The following is a 25,196-nucleotide window of genomic DNA, read 5'->3' as shown; positions in this document are numbered from 1 at the left end:
GAATGCCAGCTTCGCCCGATTACATTGTGCGAGTTCAGTCGGCTGTGCAGCGTGGGGGGTTCACGTGATGATGACGCACGACGAGTACCTGGCCACCCGGCGATTCGGGGCCCTCGACGGCGTCCGCGCGATCGCCGCGGTGCTCGTGGTCGTCTTCCACTACGGCGGCCCCGTCTGGGAGCGGGCCAACGGCTGGATCGGCGTGCACCTGTTCTTCGTGCTGTCGGGCTTCCTGATCACCACGCTGGCGCTGCGCGAGGAGGCCCGCAACGGCCGTGTGTCCCTGGCGGAGTTCTACATCCGCCGGGCGTTCCGCATCCTCCCCGTCTACTACGTCGTGATCGGCATTGTCGTCGTCTTCGCCTACTTCCGCGGCCTGGGCCTGCGGCACAGCGGGATCGTGGCGGCGCTGCCGTGGAACCTCGCGTTCGTCGGCGAGTACCACCAGATGACCCTGTTCGGCCAGGCCTGGACGCTCGGCGTCGAGCAGAAGTTCTACCTCGTGTGGCCGCTGCTCGCCTTCGGCGTCGGCGCGCTCGGCTTCGTCAAGCGGCTGAGCCTCTCGCTGACCCTTGTGGCCATCATGCTGGCCCTGATCCCGTTCATGCCCTACGCGGGCGCGTACTCGCCGATCCTCATCGGCTGCACGCTGGCGATCGTGCTGCACCACCGCAAGGGTTTCGCCGCGCTGCGGTTCTTCACCCACCCGGCCGTCGGCATCGTGGTCGCCGTCGCGCTGATCGCGGTCCAGACCATGTTCACCGAGATCGCCGCCTTCCTGCACGACGACGGCGGCTCCATCACCGGGACGTGCTACATCCTGCTCGCGGCGCTGCTGGTGCCGTCGCTGGTCGCCGGCGGCCCGCTCGCGTGGGTGCTGTCGCTGGCGCCGCTGCGGTTCATCGGCGAGCGCTCGTACTCGCTGTACCTCATGCAGGGCGTGGTCGCGGTGGCGCTCGCCGGCGCGATCCCGCAGTTCGCGCCGCACCGGACGCTGACCGCGGTCGCCGTGACGATCGTCGGCCTGCTGGCCGCGGACCTGCTCTACCGCTGGGTCGAGACCCCGATGATCGACGTCGGGCGCCGGATCATCACCCGCCGACGGGCGAAGAAGGCCGAAGCCGCTCCTGTTCCCGAGGTCGTCGAGCCCGCCATGGCGAGCGTCTAGTTTCACGCCTGAGGTTCGGTTACCGCGGTCCGGCAGTGCGCCCCAAGACGGCCCGCACGGGAACCGTCCGGCACAGACATGGCCGCGAGGTGTCGAGAACCCTGCCGTGGCGCGCTCCCCCAACGGAGACGCTCGCGCCTGAGGTTCGGTTACCGCGGTCCGGCAAAGCGCCCCAAGGCGGCACTCGTATCCAGACGACGGAAGCCGGGTGCCGCGACCGCGGCACCCGGCTTCCGAAACGACCGTCAGCGCTCGACGGCGGGTGACACCAGTTCGCTCGGGCCGCCGCTCGACTCGCCGGCCACGGCCGCCAGTTCTTCGCCCACCGACTCGCGGTCGCCCGGCTTCGGGGTCTTCGTCAGCAGCGACGCCACCGCGCCGATCAGGCAGACGACGATCGCGAACCCGAACGCCACCGCCAGGCCCGACTGGAACGGGCCGGAGATCAGGTTGGGGAAGAAGCTGCGGCCGGTCAGGAACTGGGCCTGGTCCGGCGGCAGCGACGTCAGCTGGCCGCCCAGCAGCTGCTGGATCGGGTTGTACCCCAGGAACGCCGCGAACAGCACTGCCACCGCCGGCAGGTGCGCCACCTGCGTGGCCGCCGCTTCGGGGACGCCGTGGGCGATCAGGCCGTCGTGCATCGTCGACGGGAGGCTGCTCGACAGGCCCGAGATGATCAGGCTGAAGAAGAAGCCGATCGACAGGACCATCGCCGCGTTCTGGAAGGTCGTCATCATGCCCGCGCCCGAACCACGGGAGTCGGCCGGCAGGCTGTTCATCACCTCGGCGCGGTTGGGCGAGGAGAACATGCCCATCCCGATGCCGTTGATCAGCAGGATCGCCGCGAACGCCCAGTAGTCGAAGTTCACCGGCAGGATGATCAGCAGCAGGAACGTCACCGCCGTGATCGCCAGGCCGGTGGAGGCCAGCAGGCGGCTGCCGATCCGGTCGGCGAGGATGCCCGACGTCGGCGCGGCCAGCAGGAACCCGACCGTCATCGGCAACATGTAGATGCCCGCCCACAACGGCGTCTGCTCGAACGTGTAGCCGTGCTGCGGGAGCCAGATGCCCTGCAGCCAGATGATCAGGATGAACTGGAGCCCGCCGCGGCCGAGGGACGCCGTCAGGTTCGCGATGTTGCCCCAGGTGAACGACCGGATCTTGAACAGCGAGAGCCGGAACAGCGGGTTGTCGACCTTGGTTTCGATGATCACGAAGCCGATCAGCACCGCGACACCGCCGATCAGGCACGAGAGCACCATCGGGCTGCCCCAGCCGGTCGCCGAGGACCCGTAGGGCTGGATGCCGTAGGTGATGCCGACCAGCACCGCGATCAGGCCGACGGCGAAGCTGATGTTGCCCCACCAGTCCATCCGCGCGTGCTTGCGGATGCCGGTGTCGTGCAGCTTGAGGTACGCCCAGATCGTGCCGATCACGCCGAAGGGCACCGAGACCAGGAAGATCAGGTTCCAGTCGATCGGGGCCAGCACGCCGCCGACGACCAGGCCGAGGAACGAGCCCGCGATGGCGGCAACGCCGTTCATGCCGAGCGCGAGGCCGCGCTGGTTGGCCGGGAATGCGTCGGTGAGGATCGCCGAGGAGTTCGCCATCAGGAAGGCACCGCCGACGCCCTGCACGATCCGCCAGCCGATCAGCCACAGCGCGGCCGCGTCACCGTCGAACCAGGTGATGGCCAGCATGATGGAAGAAACGGTGAAGACGGCGAAGCCCAGGTTGTACATCCGGGCGCGGCCGTACATGTCGCCGAGCCGCCCGAAGCTCACCACCAGCACGGCGGTGACCACGAGGAAGCCCATGATCATCCACAGCAGGTAGCTGGTGTTGGCGGGTTCCAGGGGGTTGATCCCGATGCCCTTGAAGATGTCGGGCAGCGCGATGAGCACGATCGACGAGTTGATCGTGGCGATCAGCATGCCCAGCGTCGTGTTGGACAGCGCGATCCACTTGTACCGAGGCCCCAGTTCCTCGATCGAATACGTCCGGCTTTTCGCCACTGTGTGTAAACCTTCCGCTCGCAAGTCCCTTAGCTAGGCTAAGCAACTTGGTTGCGTATGGCAACCATCCCCCGGATTTGCCTGCGAGAGCATGATCACATCAGCATGAATATCCTTTGTGGACTCTTTAAGGTGTCGCCGCGAAGTGACTTCGCCGTAACTCGGCGCTAACGGAGAAGACGCCCCAGCACGGCCACACCGTCAGCGATCTCCCCCGCCGTCCGGGCCGCGTACCCCATCACCAAGCCAGGACGTCCAGGCCGCTGCCGGTGCCACGACAGCGGCTGGACCTTCACCCCCTCCGCCAGCGCGGCCGCCGCCAGCGCGACGTCGTCGAGGGCTGCGCCGAACGTGATCGTCAGGTGCAGGCCCGCTGCCGCGCCGTGGACTCGTGCGGCCGGGAGCGACTCCGTCACCGCGCGGATCATCGCGTCGCGGCGACGCCGATGACGGGCCCGCACCGAGCGCAGCTGGCGCTCCAGCTCACCCGTCTCCATCAGCCGCGCCAGCACCAGCTGGGCCAGCACCGCGTTGCCCAGGTCGGCGAACCGCTTGGCCGCGACGAGGTCGTCGTGGAGCCGCGGCGGCGGCAGCAGCCAGCCGACCCGTAGGGCCGGGGCCAGCAGCTTCGAGACGCTGCCGGTGTAGCAGACCTCCGGCAGCATCGACCGGACCGCGGGCACCGGCGCGCGGTCGTAGCGGTGCTCGGCGTCGTAGTCGTCCTCGACCACCAGGCCACCCTCGGCCGCCCAGCGCATCAGGTCGCGGCGGCGCTCGCCCCCCAGGACCACGCCCGTCGGGAACTGGTGGGCCGGCGTCAGCAGCACCGCCCGCGCGCCGCTCGCCCGCAGCTCGTCGACGCGCAGGCCGTCGTCGTCGACCGGGATCGGCGGGGTCGCCAGGCCGTTGTGGTGCAGGTGCTGCCGCGCGCCGAGCGAACCGGGGTCCTCGACGGCGATCTCGTCGACGCCCCGCTGCCGCAGCACCTCGCCGAGCAGCGTCAGGCCCTGCGCCACCCCCGACACCACGATGATCTCGCCCGGGTCCGCGCGGATGCCGCGGCTGCGCGCCAGCCAGCGCGACACCGCGAGCCGCATCGCCGGCGCCCCGCGCGGGTCGCCGTAGCCGAAGTGGGACGGCTCCAGCTCGTCCAGCACCGCGCGCTCCGCCCGCAGCCACGCCGCGCGCGGGAACGCCGTCAGGTCCGGCACGCCCGGTGTGAGGTCGATGCGGGCCGGGGTCGCGCGGACCTCGTCGAAGACGTCGGCGCCGGGCAGCGCCGTGATCACCTTCGCGGGCAGCGGACGGCGTACCGGCGAAGGCGCGACGACCGGCGCCGCGACGACGACCGTGCCGGCCCGGCCGCGGCCCGCCGCGTGGCCGTCGTCGATCAGCCGCTGGTAGGCCTCGGTGACCACACCCCGCGACACGCGCAGCTCGGCCGCCAGCACCCGGGACGCGGGGAGGCGCCCGCCCACCGGGAGCCGGCCGTCGGCGACGGCGGCCCGCAGCTGCCCGGCGAGCCAGTCCGCGAGCCCGCCGGGCGGCGCGTCCCGGACGTCGAGCTGCAGGAAGTCCGACCCGGCGGTTATGGCCCCCTCCGGCGGGTCCGGTTTGGCCCTGTCCATCGGGCCATTGTCGCAGCACGCTGGCTTCATGGACACCAGTTACGTGCACGGATACGCCGAACCCGAGGCCCGCCGCCTCGGCGACCAGGCCGACACCCTGGCCGAGCTGCTGCACGCCGGGACGGCCTACCCCGCGGGCAGCCGCGTCCTCGAGGTCGGCTGCGGCGTCGGCGCCCAGACCGCCCACCTCGTGGCCCGCAGCCCCGGCGCCCACCTGACCGCGGTCGACGTCTCGGCCGAATCCCTGGCTCAAGCCCAAGCGAAGGTCGGCTCAAGCGTGCAGTGGCGCCAGGCCGACCTGTTCGACCTCGACGACACGTTCGACCACGTCTTCGTCTGCTTCGTGCTCGAGCACCTACCCGAACCCGAGAAAGCGTTGGCACACCTGAAAACCCTGCTGCGGCCGGGCGGCACGATCACGGTGATCGAGGGTGACCACGGGTCGGCGTTCTTCCACCCCCGCAGTGAATCCGCCCAGGCCGCCATCGACTGCCTGATCCGGCTGCAGGCCGACGCCGGCGGTGACTCCCTCATCGGCCGCCGTCTCTACCCGCTGCTCACCGGCGCCGGGTTCGACGGCGTCCGGGTCGAACCGCGGACCGTCTACGCCGACGCGTCGCGCCCCGATCTGGTCGCCGGGTTCACCCGCGACACCTTCATCGCGATGGTCGAAGGCGTCGAAGAAAACGCCGTCGCGCGGGGGCTCACGACGGCAACCGGGTGGAACCGCGGCGTAGCCGATCTTTACCGCACCACAAGGGAATACGGGACGTTCCATTACGCGTTCTACAAAGGGACAGCACACCGAACTCCGGGAGGAGCGCCATGATCATCGCCGTTCTCGTCGCCGTAGGACTCCTCGCCTGGGCTTTGGACCACGCGTACCGCCGCCGCCCGTACCCGCGGAACCGGCTGGCCGGCAGCGTGGACGTCTACGACCGCGACGCGCAGCGCCTCGAAGGCGACCTGGTCGCCGAAGAGCGCCATTACTCCGCGATGCGGGCCAGCCGCTCCTGAACCAGGATCGCGCCGGGAACGCGTTCCGCGGTGTAACACGCTGACGCGCGTTCCCAGTGCTCTCGCGCGGCATCCGGGTCACTCAGTCCACAGTGGACGTCGCCGAGCCCGCGGTGGGCTCGGCCCTGCTCCGGCAGGCACGCCGTTTCCTTCGCCGCGGCAAGGGCTTCACGGTGGTAGGTCAACGCCTGGTCGTGCGCGCCGCGGGCGAGCGCGACGAAACCGAGGCTGTTCAGCACGCGGGACTCCACCCCGCGGTCCCCGCATTCACGAGCGATGCCCAGTGCCTCTTCGAGGTGCTGGGCCGCTTCGTCATGACGGCCCTGCGCGAGCCGGACGTCGCCCAGGTGCTTCAGCGCGACACTGCGGTTGGTCGGGCTTCCGGTCTCCTGCGCGAGTTCCAGCGCCCGCTCCAGGTGCGCCTCGGCTTCGGCATACCGGCCGCGAGCGTGCTCGATGTCGCCGAGGATGCCCAGCGCGTACCCCTCGCTGACGCGCACGCCCATCGCGCGGAAGTGCTCCAGTCCCGCCGAAATCGACGCGACGGCCTCGTCGTAACGGCCCAGCGCCGCCAGCGAGTCGCCGATGTTCACCAGCGCGTAGCCCTCGCTCGTGCGGTCGGCGATCTCCCTGGCCAGGTCCAGAGCTTCGCTCAGGTAACCGATCGCGTCGCCGTAGCGGCCGATGCCGCGGCTGGTGCAGCCGAGCACCACCAGCACCAGGCCCTCGCTGGTGCGGTCGCCCGATTTCCGGGCCAGCGACAGGGCTTCGGCCGAGTATTCGATGGCTTCGGCGAACCGTCCCAGCGCGCGGCAGGCCAGGCCGAGGGTGTTGAGCACGTGGATCTCGGTGACGCGGTTGCCGGACTCGCGGACGATGACGAGCGCCTCTTCCAGGTATCGCACGGCTTCCCGCGACCGGCCGACCCGCCAGTGCCCCAGTGCGATCAGCGTCAGCGGGTCGGCTTCGGCCGCCCGGTCACCGGCGTCCTGGGCCAGCACGGACGCGTGCGTGTGCAGCACCAGCGACTCCTCGTGGTACCCGCCGACGTCGAGGTAGTGCCACAGGATCCCGGACAGCAGCCGCAGGTGCTCCGGCCGGCCGTGCCGGGTCGCGTGCGCGGCGACGGCCAGCAGGTTGCGGCGCTCGGCCTCCAGCCACGCCGGGGCGTCGAGCACCTTGACGTCCGGGTCCGGCACCTGCGGGCGCAGGTGGCGTTCCAGCGGCAGGACGACGTCCATGGCCTGCGCGGCCGACCGGACGTAGAAGTCGAACAGCCGCTCCTGCGCGTCGTGGCTCTCGCCCTCGTCCCCGGCCGCCAGCTCGGCGGCGTAGACGCGCAGCAGGTCGTGCAGCTGGACGCGGTCGTGGCCGGTCTCCTCGGCGAGGTGAGCCCGCACGAGCGTGCCGGTCAGCCGTTCGGCCTCCGGCAGCGGGAGCTGCGCGAGCGCGGCGATCGCGGCGGGCGTCAGGTCGCGGCCCGGGTGCAGGCCGCAGAGCCGGAACACGCGCGCGGCGTCGGCCGCCAGGTGCCGGTAGGACCACGAGAACACCGCGCGGACCGCCGTCAGCGGGTCGCCACCGCCGTCGAGCAGGTCCAGGCGCCGCCGCTCGTCGGCCAGCTCGGCCTCCAGCGCCGCCAGCCGCTCCCCCGGGCGGCTCAGCGCCAGCTCCGCGACCAGCCGCAGCGCCAGCGGCAGCCGGGCCGAGTACCCGATCAGCGCCGAGGTCGCCGCCGGCTCGTCGTCGACGCGCCGGCCGACCAGGGTCCGCAGCAGGTCACGGGCCTCGGCCGTGGTGAGCAGGTCGACGAGCACGCGGCGGGCGCCGTCGCGGGCGACCAGCCCGGGCAGCGCGTCCCGGCTGGTCACCAGCACCAGGCAGGACGGCGAACCGGGCAGCAGCGGGCGGACCTGCCCGACCGACCCGGCGTTGTCCAGCAGCAGCACCATCCGGCGGCCGTCGAGCACCGTGCGGAACTTCGCGGCCCGCTCGTCGGGCTCGGCGGGGATGTCCGCGCCGTCGACACCGAGCGCGCGCAGGAACCCGGACAGCGCGTCCCCCGGCTCGATGGGCCGGACCGTGCCGTACCCGCGCAGGTCGACGTACAGCTGGCCGTCGGGGAACTCGGCCCGCGCCCGCTGCGCCCAGCGCACGGCCAGCGCGGTCTTGCCGACCCCCGCTGTCCCGGACAGCACGGCGATGCGCGCGCCGGTGTCGGCCTCGCCCCGGTGCAGCAGCTCGTCCAGCTCGCCGAGCTGGGCCGCGCGGCCGTGGAACCCGTGGACGTCGGCGGGCAGCTGGGCGGGCACCGAGGCCGGCTGCTCCGGGACGCCGAAGTCCTGCGCCAGCACCTGGCGCTGGGCCTCGCGCAGCTCCGGGCCGGGTTCGATGCCCAGCTCGTCGGCCAGCCGCCGCCGGACCTCGTCGAAGACACCCAGGGCGGCGGCCTGCCGCCCGGACGCGGCGAGCGCCAGCATCAGCCGCGCGTGGGCCGACTCGTTGAGCGGCTCCTCGGCGGTCAGCGCCCGCAGCTGCACGGCCGCGTCCTCGGGGTGGGCCGCGGCGGCCCCGGCGTAGGCCAGCACGGTCTGCGCCCGCCGCATCGCCAGCGCCAGCCGGACCGGGTGCTGCCGGAGCCGTCCGACGTCGGCGAGCGCCGGGCCGCGCCACAGCCCCAGCGCCTCGCGATAGGCCTCTTCGGCCGCCTCCGGCTCCCGTTCGGCGCGCTCCACCAGCGCGTCGAACCTCAGCAGGTCGAGGTCGTCCTCGCCGGCGGACAGCCGGTAGCCACCCTTGTCGGTGGTGATCAGGTCGGCCGGGCGCAGCGCCCGCCGCAGCCGCGCGACGTAGGTGTGGACCAGCTCCAGGCACGACGGCGGCGGCTCGTCCCAGATGACGTCGACGAGGTCCTCACGCCGCACGGTCCGGTTCGGCTGCAGGGCCAGCAGCGCGAGCAGCAGGCGCTGCTTCTCCGCGCCGATCTCGACCGGACGGTCACCGAACCGGACGGTCAGCGGCCCGAGCACGTCGATCCGGACCGGCTCCGGCGGTGCTTCGGCAAGCGCTTCCCGGAGCCGCCGCTCGGTCTCCGGCCGGGGGCGCCGGACGCTGCCGCGCTCGGCGTTGCGGATCGCGCGCAGGCTCAGCCCGGCGCGCTCGGCGAGCTCCGCCTGGGTCAGCCCGGCGCGCACCCGCTCGTCGCGCAGCCATCCGGCGAAGGGCAGGCCATCGTCCACAAGCGTCCTTCCCCGCGTGCCCCCTCGCGCCGAACGTACCGCCCCAGCATCGTCAACGTGCCGCCCAGGCTGTACCACCGAACGGCGAAGATCTCTGTTTACGCAGGTGACAGGGGGTGACGTTCCGGTGGATGCCGAGTACAGCCGTTCGTCCACCGGACCTTTCTAGGCTGTGCGGGTCCGGTGGTGACGAGGGGTTCGCGGTTCAGCCGTCGCGTGGGGTACGACGGCTGCACCCGCGAACAATCAGACGCCGAGGCGCTCGAGCAGGGCGCGGATGGCGGCTGGGTCCTCGACATGGGCGTTGTGCCCGAGGCCGGCGAGCGTGACCGCGTCCGGGTCCAGTGCGCACAGCTGCTCCGGGCGGCTCATCGGGTCGTGCTCGCCCGCCGCCAGCACGACCGGGCACCGCGCCGCGGCGAGCAGGGCAGTCATGTCCGGAGCGCCCACACCGAACGCGGCCGGGTCCATCGCGAGACGCCAACCTCCCTCCGTCTCGCGGAGCCCGGCCGGGTCGGTGGGCGCGATCCCGAGCAGCCCCGAGACCTTCAGGTACGCCTGGTCGGCGTCCGCCTGGGTCTCGAAGATCCGGGGCGGCCGCACCGCGAACGACGCCGCGCGCCCCAGCTCGTCCTGGCTCCACGCCACCTTCACGCCCACGGCCAGCACCCCGGTGACCTCGACGTCGTACCGGCCGGAGGCGAGCTCGAGCGCGAGCACCCCGCCGAGCGAGTGGCCGACGACGACCAGCGGCTTCCTGTCGGGCAGCGCCCGCGCGACGGCCGTCGTGAGCGTCTCGAAGCTGTAGTGCGGCAGCGGCGCCGAGAGGCCGTGGCCGGGCAGGTCGGGCACCAGCACGCGGCGCGGGACGGCCTCGGTCAGGTGGGCCCACACGGCGCCGGTCGCGCCGAGCCCGTGCAGGAAGAGGATGGCCGGTTCGCCCTCGCCGCCGGTGCGCATGTTCAGCGTGTCCATCGCAGCAGCCTCCCCCACGCCGGGGCACGCGGCTAGGGTCGGCTTCGTGGGGATCACCGATCCGGACACCTACGTGCGGGGTGTCCCGTACGACGAGCTGGCGCGGCTGCGGCGCGAGACGCCGGTGGTGCGCGTCGACGACTTCTGGGCCGTGCTGCGGCACGCCGACGTCCGCACGGTGCTGCGTGACCCGGCGCTGTTCTCCTCGCAGCTCGGCGGGACGCAGATCCGGGACCCGGCGACCGCGGCCGACCTCGCGTACGTGCGCCGGATGATGCTCAACATGGACCCGCCCGAGCACGGCCGGCTGCGCGGGCTGCTGACCAAGGCGTTCACCGCGCGGGCGATCGCGAAGCTGACCGAGCAGATCGAGACGTCGGCCCGGGAGCTCGTCTCCGCCGTCGCGGACCAGGGTGAATGCGACTTCGCGAAGGTCGCGGCCGACCTGCCGCTGCGGACGCTGGCCGCGGTGTTCGGTGTGCCGGAGCAGGACCGGCGGCTGATGTACGACTGGAGCAACCGCGTGATCGGCTACCAGGACGCCGAGTACGCGGTGAGCGCGACCGTGTCCCCGGACGAGGTGACCGACCTGGCGCGGGCCGCACTCGCCGTCCGCCCGTCACCCGGCCCGGACGGCCGCATGCCGGACCCGCGCACCCGCGCCGGGATGCCGGACCTCTACGCGTACGCGAACGCCCTCGGCGAGTACAAGCGCGAGCACCCGGGCGACGACGTGATGAGCACCCTGATGGGCCACGTCGGCGACGACGGCGGCCGCGTCTCCCTCGCCGAGTTCGAGAACCTCTTCTGGCTGTTTTCCGTGGCGGGCAACGAAACCCTGCGCAACGGCCTGCCGGGCGGGATGCTGGCGCTGCTGTCGCACCCCGAGCAGTACCGGCGGCTGCTGGCCGACCGGTCGCTGCTGCCGTCGGCGGTGGAGGAGATGCTGCGCTGGTGGTGTCCGGTGATGAACTTCCGCCGCACGGCGACTTCCGGCGTCTCCTTGTCCGGTGTGGACATCCGGGCCGGAGACAAGGTCGTGGTCTGGTTCTCCTCGGCCAACCGTGATCCTTCGGTGTTCGAGGAGCCGGACACGTTCGACATCACGCGAACGCCCAACGACCACCTGACCTTCGGCCACGGCCCGCACTTCTGCCTGGGCGCGCAGCTGGCCCGGGTCCAGCTGCGCGCGATGTTCACCGCGGTGCTCGACCTGCTGGGCGAGGTTTCCCTGGCGGGCGAACCGGTGCGGCTGCGGTCGACCTTCCAGAACGGGCTGAAGTCGCTGCCGATCCGCTGGGTCACCGCAGGAAAGTGACACCCTCCCGCGGCCGCTCGTCCACCGACAACGCGAAGACGTCCGGCCGCGCATAGTGCCCTGAGACATCCAGGCTGTGGCGGGCCGTCACGACGTCCTCGAGATCGATCTCCGCCGTGATCAGGCCTTCGGCGGTCCTCAGTGGACCCGCCAGGACGTCGCCCAGCGGGCCGACGATCACGCTGCCGCCGCGGAACGGGTTGTCGCCGGAGTCCTCGTACAGGCAGGCCGAGATCACGAAACAGCGGCTCTCGTCGGCGATGTGGCGCATCGAGGCCTGCCAGACGTCGCGGTCGTCGGCCGTCGGGGCGCACCAGAGCTCCACGCCCTTCGCGTACATCGCCGCGCGCAGCAGCGGCATGTGGTTCTCCCAGCAGATCGCCGCGCCCGCGAGGCCCGCCGCCGTCGGGACCGCCGGGAGGGTCGAGCCGTCACCGCGGCCCCAGACCAGGCGCTCACGCGTGGTCGGGACCAGCTTGCGGTGCTTGCCCACCAGCCCGAGCGACGGGTCGAGGAACACGACCGTGCTGTAGAGCGTCGACCCGTCCCGCTCGATCACGCCGACCACCAGGCTCGCGCCGGTCCGCGCCGACAGCCCGGCCAGCGCCTGCACCTCCGGCCCGGGCACGGTCACCGACGCGCGGAAGTAGTCCGCGAACGGCTCCCCGCGCGGATACCCGCCGACGACGGCCTCCGGGAGCACCACCAGCGCCGCTCCGGACGCGCGGATCTCGTCCTCCCAGCCGAGCAGCCCCTCAAGACCCACCGCGCCGGTCTGCAGCGCGGCGACGATCGACGTTGTCACCCGTGAACCCGCTCTCGCTTCGGCCACCACGGGACCACCGCGGACGTCCGGCGCTGGTAGTCCGCGTACTCCGGGTAGCGGCCCAGCGTGATGCTCTCGGTGAAGCGTGTCGAGCCGACGAACAGCAGCGTCAGCAGGATCGCGCCGATGACCGTCCACGTCAGACCCGCCGCGACCACGCCGAACGCCGCGATCACCCACCACTGGGCCTGCTCGAAGAAGAAGTTCGGGTGCCGCGAGTAGCGGAACAGGCCGTCCTGGCGGAACCGCGTCGACGCGCGGCCCGCGTGCTTCTCCCGGTGGAACGTCCACTGCTGCTGGTCGGCGACCGTCTCGCCGACCAGGAACGCGGCGAAGATCACCGCCACGACGACGTCCCAGACGCCGAACGAGCCCTGGTTGTCCAGCGCCGTCATCGCGGGCAGCGTGATCAGCAGCAGGATCGCGTTCTGGTAGAGCGAGATGAAGAAGAAGTTGAACACCTGGAACTGCCAGGGCGCGAGCTTCTCGCGCAGCACCGCCCAGCGGTAGTCCTCGCCGCCGCGGGCGTAACCACCCTTCCGGGCGAAGTTGAACGTCAGCCGGACGCCCCAGGCCGCGACCAGCGCGAACATCACGTCCAGCCGGGCGTCGGCGAACCCGGCGGCGCCGGCGAAGATCCCCAGGTAGGCCACCGGGACGATCGACCAGATCCGGTCGACCCAGGAGTACTCCCTGGTCAGCACCGAAAGCAGCCAAGTGCCGAGCGTCACCCCGGCGAAGACGTACAGGCAGACCCGCAGCGCGTCCATGTCCACACAATAGGACCTAGGATCGATCACATGAACCTGCCGCTGCGGGACCGGAAGATCGACGTCTTCTTCCTGGTCGGTCACGGGGCCAGCGCGGATCCGAACTAGACTGCCCCTGACCTGCATAGCCAACGTTGGTGAAGTTGGCTGACGGTGGCTGTCAGTGGGCGTCAGACGGAACAGGCGCGGAACAGACGGAGCGAGCCCGGGCGCTACTGCCCCTTCGGTCTCGCCGCGGCGGACAAGGGCACTCAGGTCGTGAGTCCCCGGACCGTTGCGATCCCACGGCACCCTGAACCGCGATGCCAGCAACATCGTTGATCTAGTGATGATCACCTACTCGACCGAACAGGTCGTTGAGATGTTCGGCGGCGGATCCGGCTGGTGGCTCCGCGACGGCTGCCGCACCGGCAAGTTCCCCTACCTCAAAGTCCGGCCGCGCCGCTTCACCGACGACCACGTGAAGGCCATCGCCGCCGAGCTCGAGACCCGAGCGAAACCGCGTCAGGACAACCCGCTGTCGGACGTGAGCGTGTTCGGCGCGACCCCCCGCAGTGCGACGCGGCACAGCCACCGACTAAACCACGACTAAACCACGACTAAAAAAGTCCAGAAAGTCGAAACCTGCAGTTCAGGACCATGATCGTCACTCTGTGTGCGACTTTTTGGCTTAAACATTTCTTCTAGAGAGAAATGTGCGGAGCCGTGGGAGCGGGTCACCTAGACCACGCCTAAAAAGATCTTCAGTGATCCACTTCAGGCATGATCGTTGATCATGTGGAGATCAACTAGCGGCCTTGGCTTGATCCAGTCCGGCCCTGTACTCCTGGGTCCACTCGGCGCCCTGCTGGTCCTCAGGCAGGTTGCTGAGGCCAGTGCTGATGTGGTCGACGGCTTCGCTGTGCTCGCCGAGGGCTAGGTGTGCGAGGCCACTGTTGAGGCGGTGGAAGGTGGGTGTCAGCCAGTACGCGGTGGGTGGTGGCTCGTCTCGCGCTGCCTCGTCGAGCATCCCGTCTGCGGTGTCGAGCAGCCGGCGCGCTGCGTCCGCCTCCTCGATACGTGCGTACCCCTGCGCTGCCTGGATGGCGTCACCGATGCGCTGGGCCACGTGTGCGCCCGGCGTGTGGTACGCGGTGAGGAAGCCACGGATCATGGCCCGTGGTCGGCCCTGCTGCCGTGCGAGGTAGCCGCGGAAGTTGAGGGCCTGTGCTGCGAGGGTGCCGTCTTCTGCCTCGTCGGCGAGGTCCTCAGCCTGTCCGAGCAGGCGCACGGCCTCAGCGTCCCGTCGCGCCTCGGCGTGGAGCCAACCGGCGAACTGGACGTGCTCACTGGCCACGCTCGCCAGCTGCTGCCTGAGGGGCCCGTTCACTTCCTTCAGCAGGTCGGTGACCATCCCCGTCTGCGCGAGGGATGCGGGGATGAGCGGGACGGGTCCGAGGACGTCGTCGAGGCGGCGTTGCGCAGCGAGGCTGTCGGCGAGTGCGGCGATGGCGGCTTCGTCGATGCGGCCGGGGAAGCGCACGGAGTAGGTGATGCGGTCGCGCTGGTCGGCGTTGAGTGGGCCGACGTCGAGCGTCTTCGGTGGCAGGTACTCGAGCAGCCGGCCGTGTGCGCCGAGTTCGTCGTCGAGGCGTGCGGCGGTGTGTTCGTCGATGGCCTGTAGGCCGGACTCGTAGCGGCTGATGCTGGACACGGAGATGGGCACGCGTGCGGCAAGCTTGGGTTGCGACAGGCCGGCCGCCTTGCGGAAGCGGCGGAGTGCGTCGCCGAACGTCTCGGGCATGCGGTTACCTCGGTTCGCGGAGTGCTCTCCGCGGATGCCCCCGGGAGCTACCCGGGGGCGTGCACCTCCGCGAAGAGGTGGGACCAGCCTAGCGCCCCGCCTTGCCGATTGCGTCTGCGTCGAGCGTGCCCCTGAGGGCGGCCTTCAGGTCGCGCACCATGTCGCCGAGGCCGTCGTTGTTGGTCGTGTCCGCCAGGAGGTCGTAGTAGCCGACCAGGTAGGCCACGCTCGTGATCTTGTCTTGTGCGGATGTCGTCTCAGCGCGAGCGTCGCCGAGCTGCTCGAACAGGAAGTCGGTCGCGTCGCTCACTTGTCGCCCCCGATGCGCGTTGCGAGGAGTTCATGGATGGCCCGGTAGGCCTCCGCCTCCTCTTCCGTGGTGACGGGGATCGGCCGCGGAGGGATGCCGTTCATGGCCTCCCAGAACTCCGCCTTCACGTCGTCCCAGGGGACGCCGTCCTCTTCGACACGGCGGATCAAGTCAGCCGCCTTCGAGATGGCGGCTGCGTGCCCCTCGCGGTACACCTGCCACGCCGTGTTCTCCTCCTCGCGCATGGCCTGCCACCTGATCAAGACGTCAGGCGGCGCCTGCGGCTCTCCGCGTTCCTCGTCCACCGCTTGCTTCCATCGGCGGAGGACCGTGGGCAACCCCTGCGGCTCTCGTGCATCCTTATCCACGGGTCGGACCTCATTCCGATCAAGGTCCCCGGTTGGTGTTCCCGCACCGCCGGGGGCCGCCCCCTACTTGCTACTAGATTTTCCGTATGGACGAAAACTAGCAGGACTGTCTACACGGGACAAGCGTTTCCGTATAGACGTTAATTACGGTATGGTCTCGCCATGAGCGAGGAGAAGCGCAGACCCGGCCGGCCCGCCACCGGCGAGACACCGGTCCGCAGCGTGAAGATGCCCGACCAGCGCTGGAACACCCTTGGCGACATGGCCAAGGAAGCCGGGTCCGACCGCTCCAAGGTGATCAACGAACTCGCCGCGTGGTGGACCCGTGAGGACGGAGCCGAGCTCCCCGAACGGCCGTAGCGCCACGGAAACACCTCCTGACCAGGGGGAACGTCACGTGACGTGACACGCCTCCTCGCGTTTCTCCCCCAGCATCCTCCGGTCAGGATCGATCTTCTACAGCGGACCTTTGCGCCGACCATTGCGCAAAGGGCAACCCCTTCACCTGCGGTTATGCCACGTCGATGCTCAGGTCATGGCCGAAGAGGACTGGCGGATGGTGCGGACGATCCGCACCCGCGACACAGCAGGGCGCACGGTCGAGATCACCGTGGGCCTCGTCCTGGTCGACGGTCAGCCTGAGCCCGCCATGCGCGTCAACGGCGGCCCCACCGTGCTACTCCCCCTGCACCAGGTCGGCGGCGAACTCCTTGCCGCCATCCGACAGATGCTCATGGACTGGTACACGCGGAGCCAGTCATGAGTGCCGAAGTCGCGGTGTACCGCCACGCCGAGCGCGGGGTGGCCTATCCGCTGTCGCAGCTCGCATCGCTGGACGTCAGCAAGGCGTGGGACGAGAGCACCCGGTCGATCCGCACGTGCCAGGTCTGCAAGCGCGTGTTTCTCCACGCCGGCGCTGCCTACGCGTGCGAACTGAGCCCTCACCGGTTCACCTAGTCGGCCTGGTCGCCGTGCCGTGGCCCCCCGACCGGCACGGCGGCCAGGTGTCGACCGCCCCCATGGGCGGAACTGGGAGCGGCGCACCAACCAATCCACCCCGATCGGGGTGCGTCGCTCCCCCCTTGGCTCCGTCCGCCGCGTGATCCCTGTGGCAACCAGGGTCTGCCTCACGCGGCGGGCGGACCGAGCGAATTGACAGAAAGTGGACAAGAAGGTCACGGACCTATCTCGTAGGCAACGCACCGCATGATCCAAGCGACCCTAGCTGCGAGACAGCCCCGCCCCGAGGAGTGAGCGATCGTGACCACGAACGTGCGGATCTTCCTGTACATCGTCGCGGCGTTGGCGTTGATCGGTGGCATCGTCCTGCTGTCCACGCCGGTGTCCGCGGTGACCAGCGGTGACATGACCGTGAGCTGCGGGACCGCGTGGGCCCCTGACACCTATCAGGCGGGCCTTGACGAATTCGGTGCGGCGGTGGGCAACGCCTTCCAGGGGCGGCCCTACGCGAGCAACGCATACGACGGCTACCTCGGAAGCTGCGACAGCGCGATCAGCACGCGTCGCGTGTGGGGCTACGCGATCGGCATCATCGGTCTCCTACTCAGCGCCGGCGTCGCGGTGGCGTCACATCGCCGGCCGGAAGGCGTTGCGGTTCCGACCGACGACGCGCCTGCGACGCCCGAGGGCTAGAGCCGGCCCGCGCCGCCCCGGTGCTCCATATCCCGCCACATCGCCCGGAACTCACCGAACAGCGCGCCCCGCTCAGTCCGGAGCGTTCCCTCCAGTGGTCGGGTGAACGCTCGATCTACCGCGGAGCGAAGGTCCCTCATCGCCTGCAGGAGTTGGTCCTCTTGGCTGGAGGTGCGGACGTTCTCCGGCTTCCCGGTGCCGTTGTAGACCGTCGAGAGGCCCGGCGGGAGCGGGCCGCCGTTGTCGTACGCGCGAGGCCGCGGGAGGCGGACCTGGCCGCCGGTGGCGTACCCGCCTGGCTTGTTCATGGCGTACAGGACGCCACCGAGGTAGCCGCCATGCCCTGCGGAGTACCGGCGGCCGGCGTAGTTCAGGCCGGCGTAGATGTTCGACACCGGATCCACGGAGACGCCGTAGATGAACGGTGAGGTCCCGACGTGTGGGCCTGCGTTGGCGCGGAACGTCGGGCCGATCACCTGCATCAGGCCGACGCTGGGCGTGCCCTTCTGCCAGTTGGAGTCCCAGTCGTTGACGATGGTCGGGTTGCCGCCGGACTCCTGCGCCATCCGGCGAAGCACCGCCGGCAGGAAGCTCGCGGGGATGCTGAGCTCGCCCATGGCTGCCATGGCCTCGCCGGACCACCGTGCGACGCCTGATCCAGGCTTGTAGTTGGGGATCCCACCGCCGGTGTACTCGCCGTACGCGGGCGGGGTGTACTTCGGCAGGGACGGCGGGGCTGGGAAGCCCATAGCGGTCAGTGCGTTGACCGACGACTGGTAGCCGACGCCGGCACCGGAGAACAGGAAGTTGATCCGCGCTGCGTCGACCTGGCCACCCTGAGCGAACTTGGGGAAGCGCCGCTTCTGGATTGCTGCCATCGTCTCGGGGCCGTAGTGATCCACAGCATCGACCGGCATGACCCACTCCCGGTTGGACAGCATCGCGGGGATCCTGTCGTCCCGCGGGCCACCCGGCCCGTAAATCTGGCCACCAGCAGCGAATGCGTGCGCGACGTTCGGGGAGATCGGTCCGATGTGGCCACCGAACTTATCGTCGTACACCCGGTTGAGCTCGTCGAAGTTCGCCGACGCCACCGCCGTCATGGAGAACTTCCAGTCGGGTGGGATCTCCCCCAGTTTCTTGAGCAGGTTGGAGGCCTGGTCCGTGGTGAGCCCGAACTTGTCCGCCGTCTGCTGGATCAGCTGGTTGTACCCGGCCGCCGTGGGCCCGTACTGCTTGTTGATCGCGTCGGCGAGGGAGAACAGCTGTCCCAGGTTCCTTCGGCCGGCCTCGGTGGTGATGTCCAGGGACCTCGAGGTGTTCGCCACCGCGTCGTTCAACGCCTGGTTGGCGGTGGTGAGCTGGTCAGAAGCCTGCTTCTGCTGGTACTGGGCGTCCCTCACGGCCTGGTGGGCGCGCTGCTGCGCGTACGACGCATCCGACACCCCCTGCTGGGCCCGGATGACAGCACGCTGCGCCTGCTCCACCCCGTAGGCGGCATCCTTCACCTGCTGCTGCGATGAGACCACCTGCTGCTGCGCAGACACGACTTGCTGCTGCGCGGCCACGACACCCTTGGACCCCTCCACCCCGCGGGCATCCGCGGCGGCGACGTCCTGTTTCAGGTTCGCGCCGTTCTGCAACGCCGAGTTGAGCGAGTTCTGCGCCGACAGAAGGTCGATCGCAGCCTTGACCTGATCTTCGTTCTCCGCCGTCACCGGACCAGAAGCGATCTGGCGGGCGTTCGAGGAGTTGATCCCCAGGTTCAGGCCGGAAGTCTGCGCGTCGAACAACCGCACCCGAGCCGAAGCCTCGGACGTGAACTGGTCGTCCAGCTGCTGGTGCATGGCCTTGAGGTCACGGACAGCCTGCTGACGGGCTTCGTTCAACGAAACCTGCGCGTCCCGCTCCTGTCGCTGAGCCTCCACAACGGACCGCTGAGCGTCCGCATAGGACCGCTGCGCGGTAACCACGCCGTGCTGAGCATCAGCGACGCCCTGCTGCGCCTGTGTGAGGGACCTCGCCGCGGTTTCCTCGCCGTGCTGAGCATCAGCGATCGCGCGACTCGCGTTCTCCAATCCGTGAGACGCCGTCGCCACCGAGTTCCGCGCCTGCGTGACCTGCTTGTCCGCCTGGCTGAACGTCGAGTCGATCGCGGCACCAGCGTTAGCCGCTCCAAGGGTTGCCTGAACGAACTTGAGCCGCACGTCTTGCAGACCAGTCGAGGCGTCACCGGATGCGGCGGCGACACCCTCCAGCCCGGAGATGGCTGCCTGCTGGGACATTCCGAACATGAGGCCCGCGTCGGCTGCCGCGTCCAACCCGGCCTTGTCATGGGTCAGCGCGACCGCATGATCCTTGAGCGAACCGGAGCTCTGGTCCGCGATCGTCTTCTGGTCCTTGAACTTGCCGATCAGGTCCTGCAAGCGGTTGAGGAGGTCCTGCGCGGCCTGACCGGTGTCGTTCAGCCCGGAGTCCACTTGAGAGCCGCCGGCGACCGTGGTGTACCGGTGGTTCGCGTCGATCACCTTCTGGATCTTCGCGGCGAGCGAGTCGTACGAACTCCCGCCCGCGGTGATCGCGCCGGTGAGATCCTTCTGCGAGATCCCGAACTGTCGCGCCGAGTCGGCGGCATTCTTGAATTCCTGGTTGGACTGGATCGCGCCGATCACCGCGGCGTTGACCGCGCCGTTCGAGGCCTGCAGCGCACCCGCCACGCCGTCCATGGCGCCGGCGAGTTCCTGCGCCGAGTCCGACGAGCTGCCCATGGTCCCTGACAGCAGCACGAATCCCGCTGTCGCCGCTGCGACAGCGATCCCTACCGGCCCGGCGAGGGATTCCGCCACGGCCGCGGTTCCCACGGAGGCGGTGGCGGCGCGCGTGCCGAAGCCCTGCATCGCGATGCCGGCGGCGGTCGCCTTGGCGGCCCCCGACTCCATCGCCACACCCATGGTGAGGATCCGCGCGGACAGGGCCTCGATGCCGGCCGTGACGACGCTGGCGAGCTTGAACGCGCCCCAGGTCGCGAGCGCAGCCGTGCCGACTCCTCCCAGCAGTGGCGCGAGGGGTTCGATGACCTGCGCGACCACGGTGAGGATCTCCGCGACGGCGGTCAGGCCCGCGCTCAGAACCGGGATCGCCCCGGACGCCAACCCCGCCGCCACCTGGGTCACTCCGGAGATCGCCGCGGAGATGTCCTGCCCGCTGGCGGCCCATACTCGCGCGAGGTCGTTGGCCAGCGAGATCCCCAGCGTCAGCACCGAGCCGAGGATCTGACCGAACGACTGGACCGAGGCCCCGATCGCAGCCGAGTTCTGGCCCAGGCTGGCCAACGACGTGCCCACCGTCGTGCCCATCTGGGAAGCGAGCTGCTCCACCGAGTGGAACACGGGGAGGCTGTGCTCCATCGCCGAGGTGACACCAGGCATGGCGTTCGTCGCGAACAGCGTGACGCCGTTGGTCAGGGCCCGCAGGTCCGGGCCAGCGGCGGCGAACGCGCGCTGCATCTGCGGCTGCAGGGCCTCGAACGTGTGCCCGATCTGGTTCCCGGACGCCACAAGCTGAGGCACCAGAACGTTGGTGGCAGCCTTGGTGTCCTGGACGACGTTCGACCACAGCGTCTTGTAGGTCTGCTGGACCTTCTCGTTGGACGACTGAGCCGTTGCGGCCACGCCGATGAACGCCGCCCCGAGCCCGCCGATGATCGCGGCTCCAGCGATCGGTGAGGCCGCAGCAATGCCGGCCGTCATCAACGTGAACCGGTTGGTGAACGAGTCGAGGGCCTTCTGCGACTCGTCGGTCTTGATGTTGACCGTGGCGGTGGCCTGCTTGCCGTCCAACTTGTCGAGCTTCGCGACCATCCGGTCGATCGACTCCGCCGCAGACAGGAACGTCTTGCTTGCTCGGTCCAGGGCGATGACGTTGAAGCTGAGGTCAGACACGGGCCACCACCAGCCCGGCCGTTACCCCAGACCGTGACGGGTACCGTGACGCTAGCGTCACGGTCAGCCGTGACGCGCGTGACGGCGCAACGCTGTGAACAGCAGAAACGCGAACGTCACGGCAGGGGGTACCCCCCGTCACGCACCCCCCAGGGGACCTCGGGGGGAGATATGTGCGGAGCCGTGGGAGCGGGTCACCTAAGTCGATCTCAAAAAGGTCTTGGCCGCCTTGGTCGTTGATCTTCAGTGATCCACTTCCGATCAACTTGTCCAGCCGCGCCCGGCGGCGCCCCCGCCACGAAGGGACCGCCGGACGCGACCGGAGTTCAGGGGCCAGTCCCCCGCGGTTAGGCCGGGCCACTCTTCGGGCCGAGCTCTTGCATGCGGGAGGCGTACTCGGACATGGCGTGCACACGGTTGATCCGCTCGCGGTTCCTGCGGGCGATGTGAGCGCGGACGTTGGTGAGCAACCAGGCTGCGCGCTGCTGTTCGTCTCGGGGCGGCGTGCCCCATTCAGGGCGGAACGGTGAGGCCTGCTGCGTGGCCGTCTCGGCGTCGCTCATGGTGGCGTCCTTCGTGGCGAGAGGTAGGTGGTACACCACGTACCACCTACCTCTGATTGTAGGTGGTACAGGCCGTACCACCTAGCCTCTGACTAGAAGGTCGGGGCGACCAGCCCGGTGCCCGTGATGGACTGCATTGCGTTGGTGTAGCGGCGGAAGCTGTACGCGAAGTAGCCGTAGACCACGAGCAGCACGCCGAGGGAAGCCGCCGCCGGCTGTTCCGCCCGGATGAACACCGGGGCGTTCGGGTCCTCCCACAGGTGGCACTCGTCGGCCGGGACCACGTAGATGAGGTCCTCGTTGGTGCCGGCGCCGTTGTTGGTGGACAGGTTGTTGTCGACGACTGCCTGCATGCCGTTCGGCAGCAGACCGCGAACAGCGTCGTTGTAGCCCGCGCCGTAGTTGACGCCGCCGGCCTGGGTCGGGATCCCGGGCTGGGTGAACATCGGCCACGCGTTGCTCAGCTGGCTCTGCTGCCAGTACCAGCGCCGCGAGTGCATGATCACGTGGGACGGCCGGGCCCTGCCGAGCAGCGTGGCTTCGATGTTGGCCGCAGCCGCGAGGTACTTCGGGTAGAGCTCGGCGGCGGTCGGAGAGGCGTCGGTGTACGAGGTGGCCTGAGCCACCGCGGCGAGACCCGTGGTGGCCTGGTTGATCAGGGTGCTGTCGAGGGTCGTGGCGTATGCGGCGAACAGGTCCTGAAGGGTGACCTCTTCGGTGCCGACGCCGCGTTCGACGGCCTGGCGGCTCATCGTCTGCTGCCCGGCCGCGGTCTGGACGTTCTCCGTGAGGAGCGTGTCGTCGATGTCCGTGGCGGACACGTTGGTGTTCTCCGACGCCTGCAGCGCCACCGACGTGCCGGTGGTGATGCGGGAGATGTTGACCGTCATGCCCTCGGGCGGAAGCCGGTGCTTGTTGCAGATGTCCGCGAACGGCCGCATAGCCGCGGCCTTGGGCGCGTACATGTCCGTCAGGTACTGCGGCACCACCAGGCCAGAGAACGCGCCGGTGCCGGCCGCGCGGGTGAGCTGCTGGCCGCGCTCGACCTGTTCCTCGCGACGGTGTCGGGTGATCCGCTCGGTCGACTCGTTGTCGCGGAGCAGGAACTGACTGGCGACGTCGCGGAGGAACAGCGCGCCTTCCGGGTCGGTGCTGCGCGAGTAGGTCCGCGGTTCCTGGCTGACGCGGGCGACTTGGTCGTAGGCGGGCGAAGTCGAGCGGGCTTCGAGCGGGCGACCGCTGGCGTTGATCTGAGCCTTGAGGGCCGCGTGGCGGGCTTCGAGCGCGTTGTACTGCTCGTTTTCCTCGGTGGTGAAGTCGGTGCGGCCGGAACGGCCAAGCGTGAGGGCCATGGCGCGCATCTGGCTGGCGACGTGGGCGGAAGCGTCGCGAAGGGTCGCGAGGTCCGCCGCCGAGTTGGCGGGGAAAGTCATGTGAGAGCCATTCCAGGCGGGCAGGGCGAAGAGACGCCCTGGCGAAGGACGAATTCAGAGGGGTTCGCGCCTGCTTTGCTCGACGGTTGATGCGCTGATCGGCATCCCGGAGCAGTGCGACAGGAGGACTCTGACCGGTCTTCGACTGCCTGGCACCTAGACGCGCTCGCGGGCTTTGACTCTGATTGGTCCGTAGCCCGCGGAGCGCGTCCGAGGTATGAAGTTGTTCACCAGCTGGGGCTTTCCACGGCCCCGGCCGGCGACTTGGATCCGGCTACCGCCCCCGGAAAGAGGAAGAGGGGGTGCCTGCCAGAATCCGCCTTGCGTCGTTGACGAACTCAGGCTGATTGTCTCACATCGACAGTCGGGATCCCAGACGCCGCAACGGCAAAGTTGAGACCGTCGCGGGTTTCTACCTGGCCAGCCTGCCGAAGACGGCGGAGGACTTCCCGCGCCGGCCTGCCGCCGAGCTCTTCCGTGACGGTCCGGGTGGCCACGCCTTCCGGGTACTGCCGGAGCATGGCCATGACCGCCTCCTGACGGGTGACGGGCTTCACCGGTGCGGGCTGGTCTCTGCGTGCTGCTGACTTCCTACGTGCCCGTGGCTTCGACTTCTTGACCACCGGCGGTGCAGGAGGCAACGGAGGCTGCGCGAGCTCGAGCGTCTGCCTGTGCTTGAGCTCGGAATTGACGACGGCCCGGCAGGCAAGCCACACCAACCACATGTCGGACGACATGTCGAACCAGGACATCGCGGCACCGTCGAGCATCGCGCGGATGCGGTGGAGATCTTCTGGTTTCAGGCTGTACCGCCTGGCCAGGCTCCGCATGACCTTGCCTTCCTCCTGTCCGACGACGGAGAACGCCTCCCACACCAAGGCCTCTGCAGCGCAGTCCGTGCTGCGCATGCTTTCCTTATGGCAGGACTGACGAAACAGCCGTTGACGGTCGGGCGTGAGCCGCGTGAGGGCAGTGACGATCGCCAGTTCGTCGGCGAGACCTGGCGTGTCGAGGACTTCGGTCATGGCCGCCTCCTGTTCCCCAGCGGGTGCCCTTCGGGATCGATGATGCTTCGGAGTACGGCCCACAAGGTCGTCATCTCGCGTCCGGAGGCCGTTGCGCGTGTGGCGGCCACGTCGACACACAGGAGCAGGAAGGCGCGGTCGGAGGGGTTGCACGCGGCGAGTGCATCCGGGGTTTGGTCCGGGCCGTCGAGGGTCGTCAACGCGCGGAAGAAGTCCCTTGTGGCTGGTGCCCCGTCGTCCATGCGGGCGGCGCGGGCACACCAATCCCAGTACCGCATCGCGTTCTCTACCGGAAGTGACGCGACCGCGGCGAGGATGAGGTTGAGGGGCGTGGCCTCAGGGTGGTGGTCGAGGAGGTGGCGGAGGTACTCGTCGATGCGGATGATCTCGCCGCAGCCAGTGAGGCCGTTCTCGGTCCGGCAGGGCCAACGCTTCGCGCGAGTGATCTTGCCGTCGTTGTCGATGAGGCTCATGGTCACGCCGCCGGGGGGACGAGGCCGAAGCCCTCGCGGCGTCGGCGAGCCTCGTCGAGGCCAGTGATCTCCGCGTACACGGCGGGGAGCGCGATCTTCAGGGCCTGCGTGAAGAGGACCCGCATGTGGTCATCGCAGGAGCCGTCGAAGATGTCTTCAGCGACCGATGCCACGTGTTCGTCCTGGGCCTCCGGGGAGAGCTCAGCGAACTGCTCTGCGGACATCACGCACCCGCCGAGGGGGAACTCCGCAGAGATGACAGCGTCGGCGAGGTTCGGCGGGGCCGGCGGATACTGGTCGCGCATCTCCTCGTGGAGTCGCGCGATGTACGCCTCGGCGTGGTCGATGTCGGCCTGGCACCGCGGGGGAAGTTCGGTGAACACGAGGGCGGCGCGGGCGACTTCCTTCGTGCTGAGGCCGCGTTCGCTCGGTTCGTGGATGCTGTCGGTGCCGTTGTACTGGGCGATGATCTTGTCGGCCGCGGCGAGCAGTGGGAATTGCTCGTGGTACCAGTCGGCGACGATCTCGCGAGTGCACTCGTCGTAGGGGGGAAGGTCATTCATGGTCGTCTCCTCGTGTGGTGGCGGGGTTTTCTGTCTGTTCGGACTGACAACCTCGTTCTGCGAGGTGCCGGAGCTTCATCCGGTGCCGGGCGATGAGGCCGCGGTCGCGGGCTGCCTTGAACGTGGCG

24 protein-coding genes are annotated in these 25,196 nt (G+C 69.6%); 9 read left to right on the top strand and 15 right to left on the bottom strand.

What is annotated here, in order from left to right; translation table 11 throughout:
* Nucleotides 1–67: 67 nt before the first annotated feature.
* A complete protein-coding gene (locus tag ACIOD2_RS25875; protein ID WP_400542886.1) occupies nucleotides 68–1,168 on the top strand; it encodes an acyltransferase family protein in 1,101 nt (366 codons plus the stop codon).
* Nucleotides 1,169–1,413: 245 nt separating this feature from the next.
* Here ACIOD2_RS25875 and ACIOD2_RS25870 read toward each other — a convergent pair whose 3' ends face one another.
* A complete protein-coding gene (locus ACIOD2_RS25870; RefSeq protein WP_400542883.1) occupies nucleotides 1,414–3,183 on the bottom strand; it encodes an MFS transporter in 1,770 nt (589 codons plus the stop codon).
* A gap of 167 nt (nucleotides 3,184–3,350) precedes the next feature.
* Nucleotides 3,351–4,811, bottom strand: coding sequence for a PLP-dependent aminotransferase family protein (locus ACIOD2_RS25865; RefSeq protein ID WP_400542880.1), 1,461 nt, complete (start codon nucleotides 4,809–4,811; stop codon nucleotides 3,351–3,353).
* 28 nt (nucleotides 4,812–4,839) lie between these two features.
* Between ACIOD2_RS25865 and ACIOD2_RS25860 the strand changes: the two genes are divergently transcribed.
* Together ACIOD2_RS25860 and ACIOD2_RS25855 are read left to right on the top strand one after the other, a co-directional pair.
* Nucleotides 4,840–5,640: an L-histidine N(alpha)-methyltransferase gene (locus tag ACIOD2_RS25860; protein ID WP_400542877.1), complete on the top strand. Its 801-nt coding sequence runs from the start codon at nucleotides 4,840–4,842 to the stop codon at nucleotides 5,638–5,640.
* On the top strand, nucleotides 5,637–5,828 hold the full coding sequence (locus ACIOD2_RS25855; RefSeq protein ID WP_400542874.1) for a hypothetical protein: 192 nt from the start codon (nucleotides 5,637–5,639) through the stop codon (nucleotides 5,826–5,828). The genes ACIOD2_RS25860 and ACIOD2_RS25855 overlap by 4 nt, the downstream gene beginning before the upstream one ends.
* Here ACIOD2_RS25855 and ACIOD2_RS25850 read toward each other — a convergent pair.
* Entirely contained in the window at nucleotides 5,798–9,067 is a 3,270-nt protein-coding gene (locus ACIOD2_RS25850; RefSeq protein ID WP_400542871.1) for a tetratricopeptide repeat protein, read from the bottom strand. The two genes, ACIOD2_RS25855 and ACIOD2_RS25850, sit on opposite strands and share 31 nt — an antisense overlap.
* A 246-nt stretch (nucleotides 9,068–9,313) precedes the next feature.
* The gene (locus ACIOD2_RS25845) at nucleotides 9,314–10,042 is read right to left on the bottom strand and encodes an alpha/beta fold hydrolase (RefSeq protein WP_400542868.1); all 729 of its coding nucleotides are present in this window, start codon (nucleotides 10,040–10,042) and stop codon (nucleotides 9,314–9,316) included.
* A gap of 46 nt (nucleotides 10,043–10,088) precedes the next feature.
* Between ACIOD2_RS25845 and ACIOD2_RS25840 the strand changes: the two genes are divergently transcribed.
* Nucleotides 10,089–11,360 (top strand): cytochrome P450, encoded by a 1,272-nt coding sequence (locus ACIOD2_RS25840; RefSeq protein WP_400542865.1) that lies wholly within the window; start codon nucleotides 10,089–10,091, stop codon nucleotides 11,358–11,360.
* Here ACIOD2_RS25840 and ACIOD2_RS25835 read toward each other — a convergent pair.
* The gene (locus tag ACIOD2_RS25835; protein WP_400542862.1) at nucleotides 11,344–12,165 is read right to left on the bottom strand and encodes a carbon-nitrogen hydrolase family protein; all 822 of its coding nucleotides are present in this window, start codon (nucleotides 12,163–12,165) and stop codon (nucleotides 11,344–11,346) included. The two genes, ACIOD2_RS25840 and ACIOD2_RS25835, sit on opposite strands and share 17 nt — an antisense overlap.
* Complete coding sequence (locus ACIOD2_RS25830; RefSeq protein ID WP_400542859.1) at nucleotides 12,162–12,956, bottom strand: DUF1295 domain-containing protein; 795 nt, start codon at nucleotides 12,954–12,956, stop codon at nucleotides 12,162–12,164. Before ACIOD2_RS25830 ends, ACIOD2_RS25835 begins: the two co-directional genes overlap by 4 nt.
* A 325-nt stretch (nucleotides 12,957–13,281) precedes the next feature.
* Between ACIOD2_RS25830 and ACIOD2_RS25825 the strand changes: the two genes are divergently transcribed.
* Complete coding sequence (locus ACIOD2_RS25825; RefSeq protein WP_400542856.1) at nucleotides 13,282–13,548, top strand: hypothetical protein; 267 nt, start codon at nucleotides 13,282–13,284, stop codon at nucleotides 13,546–13,548.
* 192 nt (nucleotides 13,549–13,740) lie between these two features.
* On the opposite strand, the gene ACIOD2_RS25820 is transcribed toward ACIOD2_RS25825, so the two are convergent.
* The 3 genes from ACIOD2_RS25820 to ACIOD2_RS25810 all read right to left on the bottom strand — a co-directional run bounded on the left by ACIOD2_RS25820 (nucleotide 13,741) and on the right by ACIOD2_RS25810 (nucleotide 15,354).
* The gene (locus tag ACIOD2_RS25820) at nucleotides 13,741–14,739 is read right to left on the bottom strand and encodes a multiprotein-bridging factor 1 family protein (RefSeq protein WP_400542853.1); all 999 of its coding nucleotides are present in this window, start codon (nucleotides 14,737–14,739) and stop codon (nucleotides 13,741–13,743) included.
* A gap of 88 nt (nucleotides 14,740–14,827) precedes the next feature.
* A complete protein-coding gene (locus ACIOD2_RS25815; RefSeq protein WP_400542850.1) occupies nucleotides 14,828–15,049 on the bottom strand; it encodes a hypothetical protein in 222 nt (73 codons plus the stop codon).
* On the bottom strand, nucleotides 15,046–15,354 hold the full coding sequence (locus ACIOD2_RS25810) for a hypothetical protein (RefSeq protein WP_400542847.1): 309 nt from the start codon (nucleotides 15,352–15,354) through the stop codon (nucleotides 15,046–15,048). The genes ACIOD2_RS25815 and ACIOD2_RS25810 overlap by 4 nt, the downstream gene beginning before the upstream one ends.
* Before the next feature lie 225 nt (nucleotides 15,355–15,579).
* On the opposite strand from ACIOD2_RS25810, the gene ACIOD2_RS25805 reads away from it, so the two are divergent.
* The 4 genes from ACIOD2_RS25805 to ACIOD2_RS25790 all read left to right on the top strand — a co-directional run bounded on the left by ACIOD2_RS25805 (nucleotide 15,580) and on the right by ACIOD2_RS25790 (nucleotide 17,070).
* Nucleotides 15,580–15,777, top strand: coding sequence for a hypothetical protein (locus ACIOD2_RS25805; protein WP_400542845.1), 198 nt, complete (start codon nucleotides 15,580–15,582; stop codon nucleotides 15,775–15,777).
* A 175-nt stretch (nucleotides 15,778–15,952) separates the two neighbouring features.
* On the top strand, nucleotides 15,953–16,180 hold the full coding sequence (locus ACIOD2_RS25800) for a hypothetical protein (protein ID WP_400542842.1): 228 nt from the start codon (nucleotides 15,953–15,955) through the stop codon (nucleotides 16,178–16,180).
* A complete protein-coding gene (locus ACIOD2_RS25795) occupies nucleotides 16,177–16,374 on the top strand; it encodes a hypothetical protein (protein WP_400542839.1) in 198 nt (65 codons plus the stop codon). Before ACIOD2_RS25800 ends, ACIOD2_RS25795 begins: the two co-directional genes overlap by 4 nt.
* A gap of 303 nt (nucleotides 16,375–16,677) precedes the next feature.
* Nucleotides 16,678–17,070, top strand: coding sequence for a hypothetical protein (locus ACIOD2_RS25790; protein WP_400542836.1), 393 nt, complete (start codon nucleotides 16,678–16,680; stop codon nucleotides 17,068–17,070).
* On the opposite strand, the gene ACIOD2_RS25785 is transcribed toward ACIOD2_RS25790, so the two are convergent.
* The 6 genes from ACIOD2_RS25785 to ACIOD2_RS25760 form a co-directional block, all read right to left on the bottom strand.
* Entirely contained in the window at nucleotides 17,067–21,011 is a 3,945-nt protein-coding gene (locus tag ACIOD2_RS25785; RefSeq protein WP_400542833.1) for a transglycosylase SLT domain-containing protein, read from the bottom strand. The genes ACIOD2_RS25790 and ACIOD2_RS25785 overlap by 4 nt on opposite strands.
* A 347-nt stretch (nucleotides 21,012–21,358) precedes the next feature.
* Nucleotides 21,359–21,574, bottom strand: a complete 216-nt coding sequence (locus ACIOD2_RS25780; protein ID WP_400542830.1) for a hypothetical protein — start codon at nucleotides 21,572–21,574, stop codon at nucleotides 21,359–21,361.
* A gap of 92 nt (nucleotides 21,575–21,666) precedes the next feature.
* Nucleotides 21,667–23,007, bottom strand: coding sequence for a hypothetical protein (locus ACIOD2_RS25775; RefSeq protein ID WP_400542827.1), 1,341 nt, complete (start codon nucleotides 23,005–23,007; stop codon nucleotides 21,667–21,669).
* A gap of 338 nt (nucleotides 23,008–23,345) precedes the next feature.
* Nucleotides 23,346–24,032 (bottom strand): hypothetical protein, encoded by a 687-nt coding sequence (locus ACIOD2_RS25770; RefSeq protein WP_400542824.1) that lies wholly within the window; start codon nucleotides 24,030–24,032, stop codon nucleotides 23,346–23,348.
* Nucleotides 24,029–24,505: a hypothetical protein gene (locus ACIOD2_RS25765; protein WP_400542821.1), complete on the bottom strand. Its 477-nt coding sequence runs from the start codon at nucleotides 24,503–24,505 to the stop codon at nucleotides 24,029–24,031. The genes ACIOD2_RS25770 and ACIOD2_RS25765 overlap by 4 nt, the downstream gene beginning before the upstream one ends.
* A 2-nt stretch (nucleotides 24,506–24,507) precedes the next feature.
* Nucleotides 24,508–25,068 (bottom strand): hypothetical protein, encoded by a 561-nt coding sequence (locus tag ACIOD2_RS25760; protein ID WP_400542818.1) that lies wholly within the window; start codon nucleotides 25,066–25,068, stop codon nucleotides 24,508–24,510.
* Nucleotides 25,069–25,196 lie beyond the last annotated feature (128 nt).

This window comes from Amycolatopsis sp. NPDC088138 (assembly GCF_044741685.1).
GTDB lineage: Bacteria > Actinomycetota > Actinomycetes > Mycobacteriales > Pseudonocardiaceae > Amycolatopsis.
Note: the sequence above shows the minus strand (reverse complement) of the source record. Positions and strands in the feature narration are given on the sequence as shown.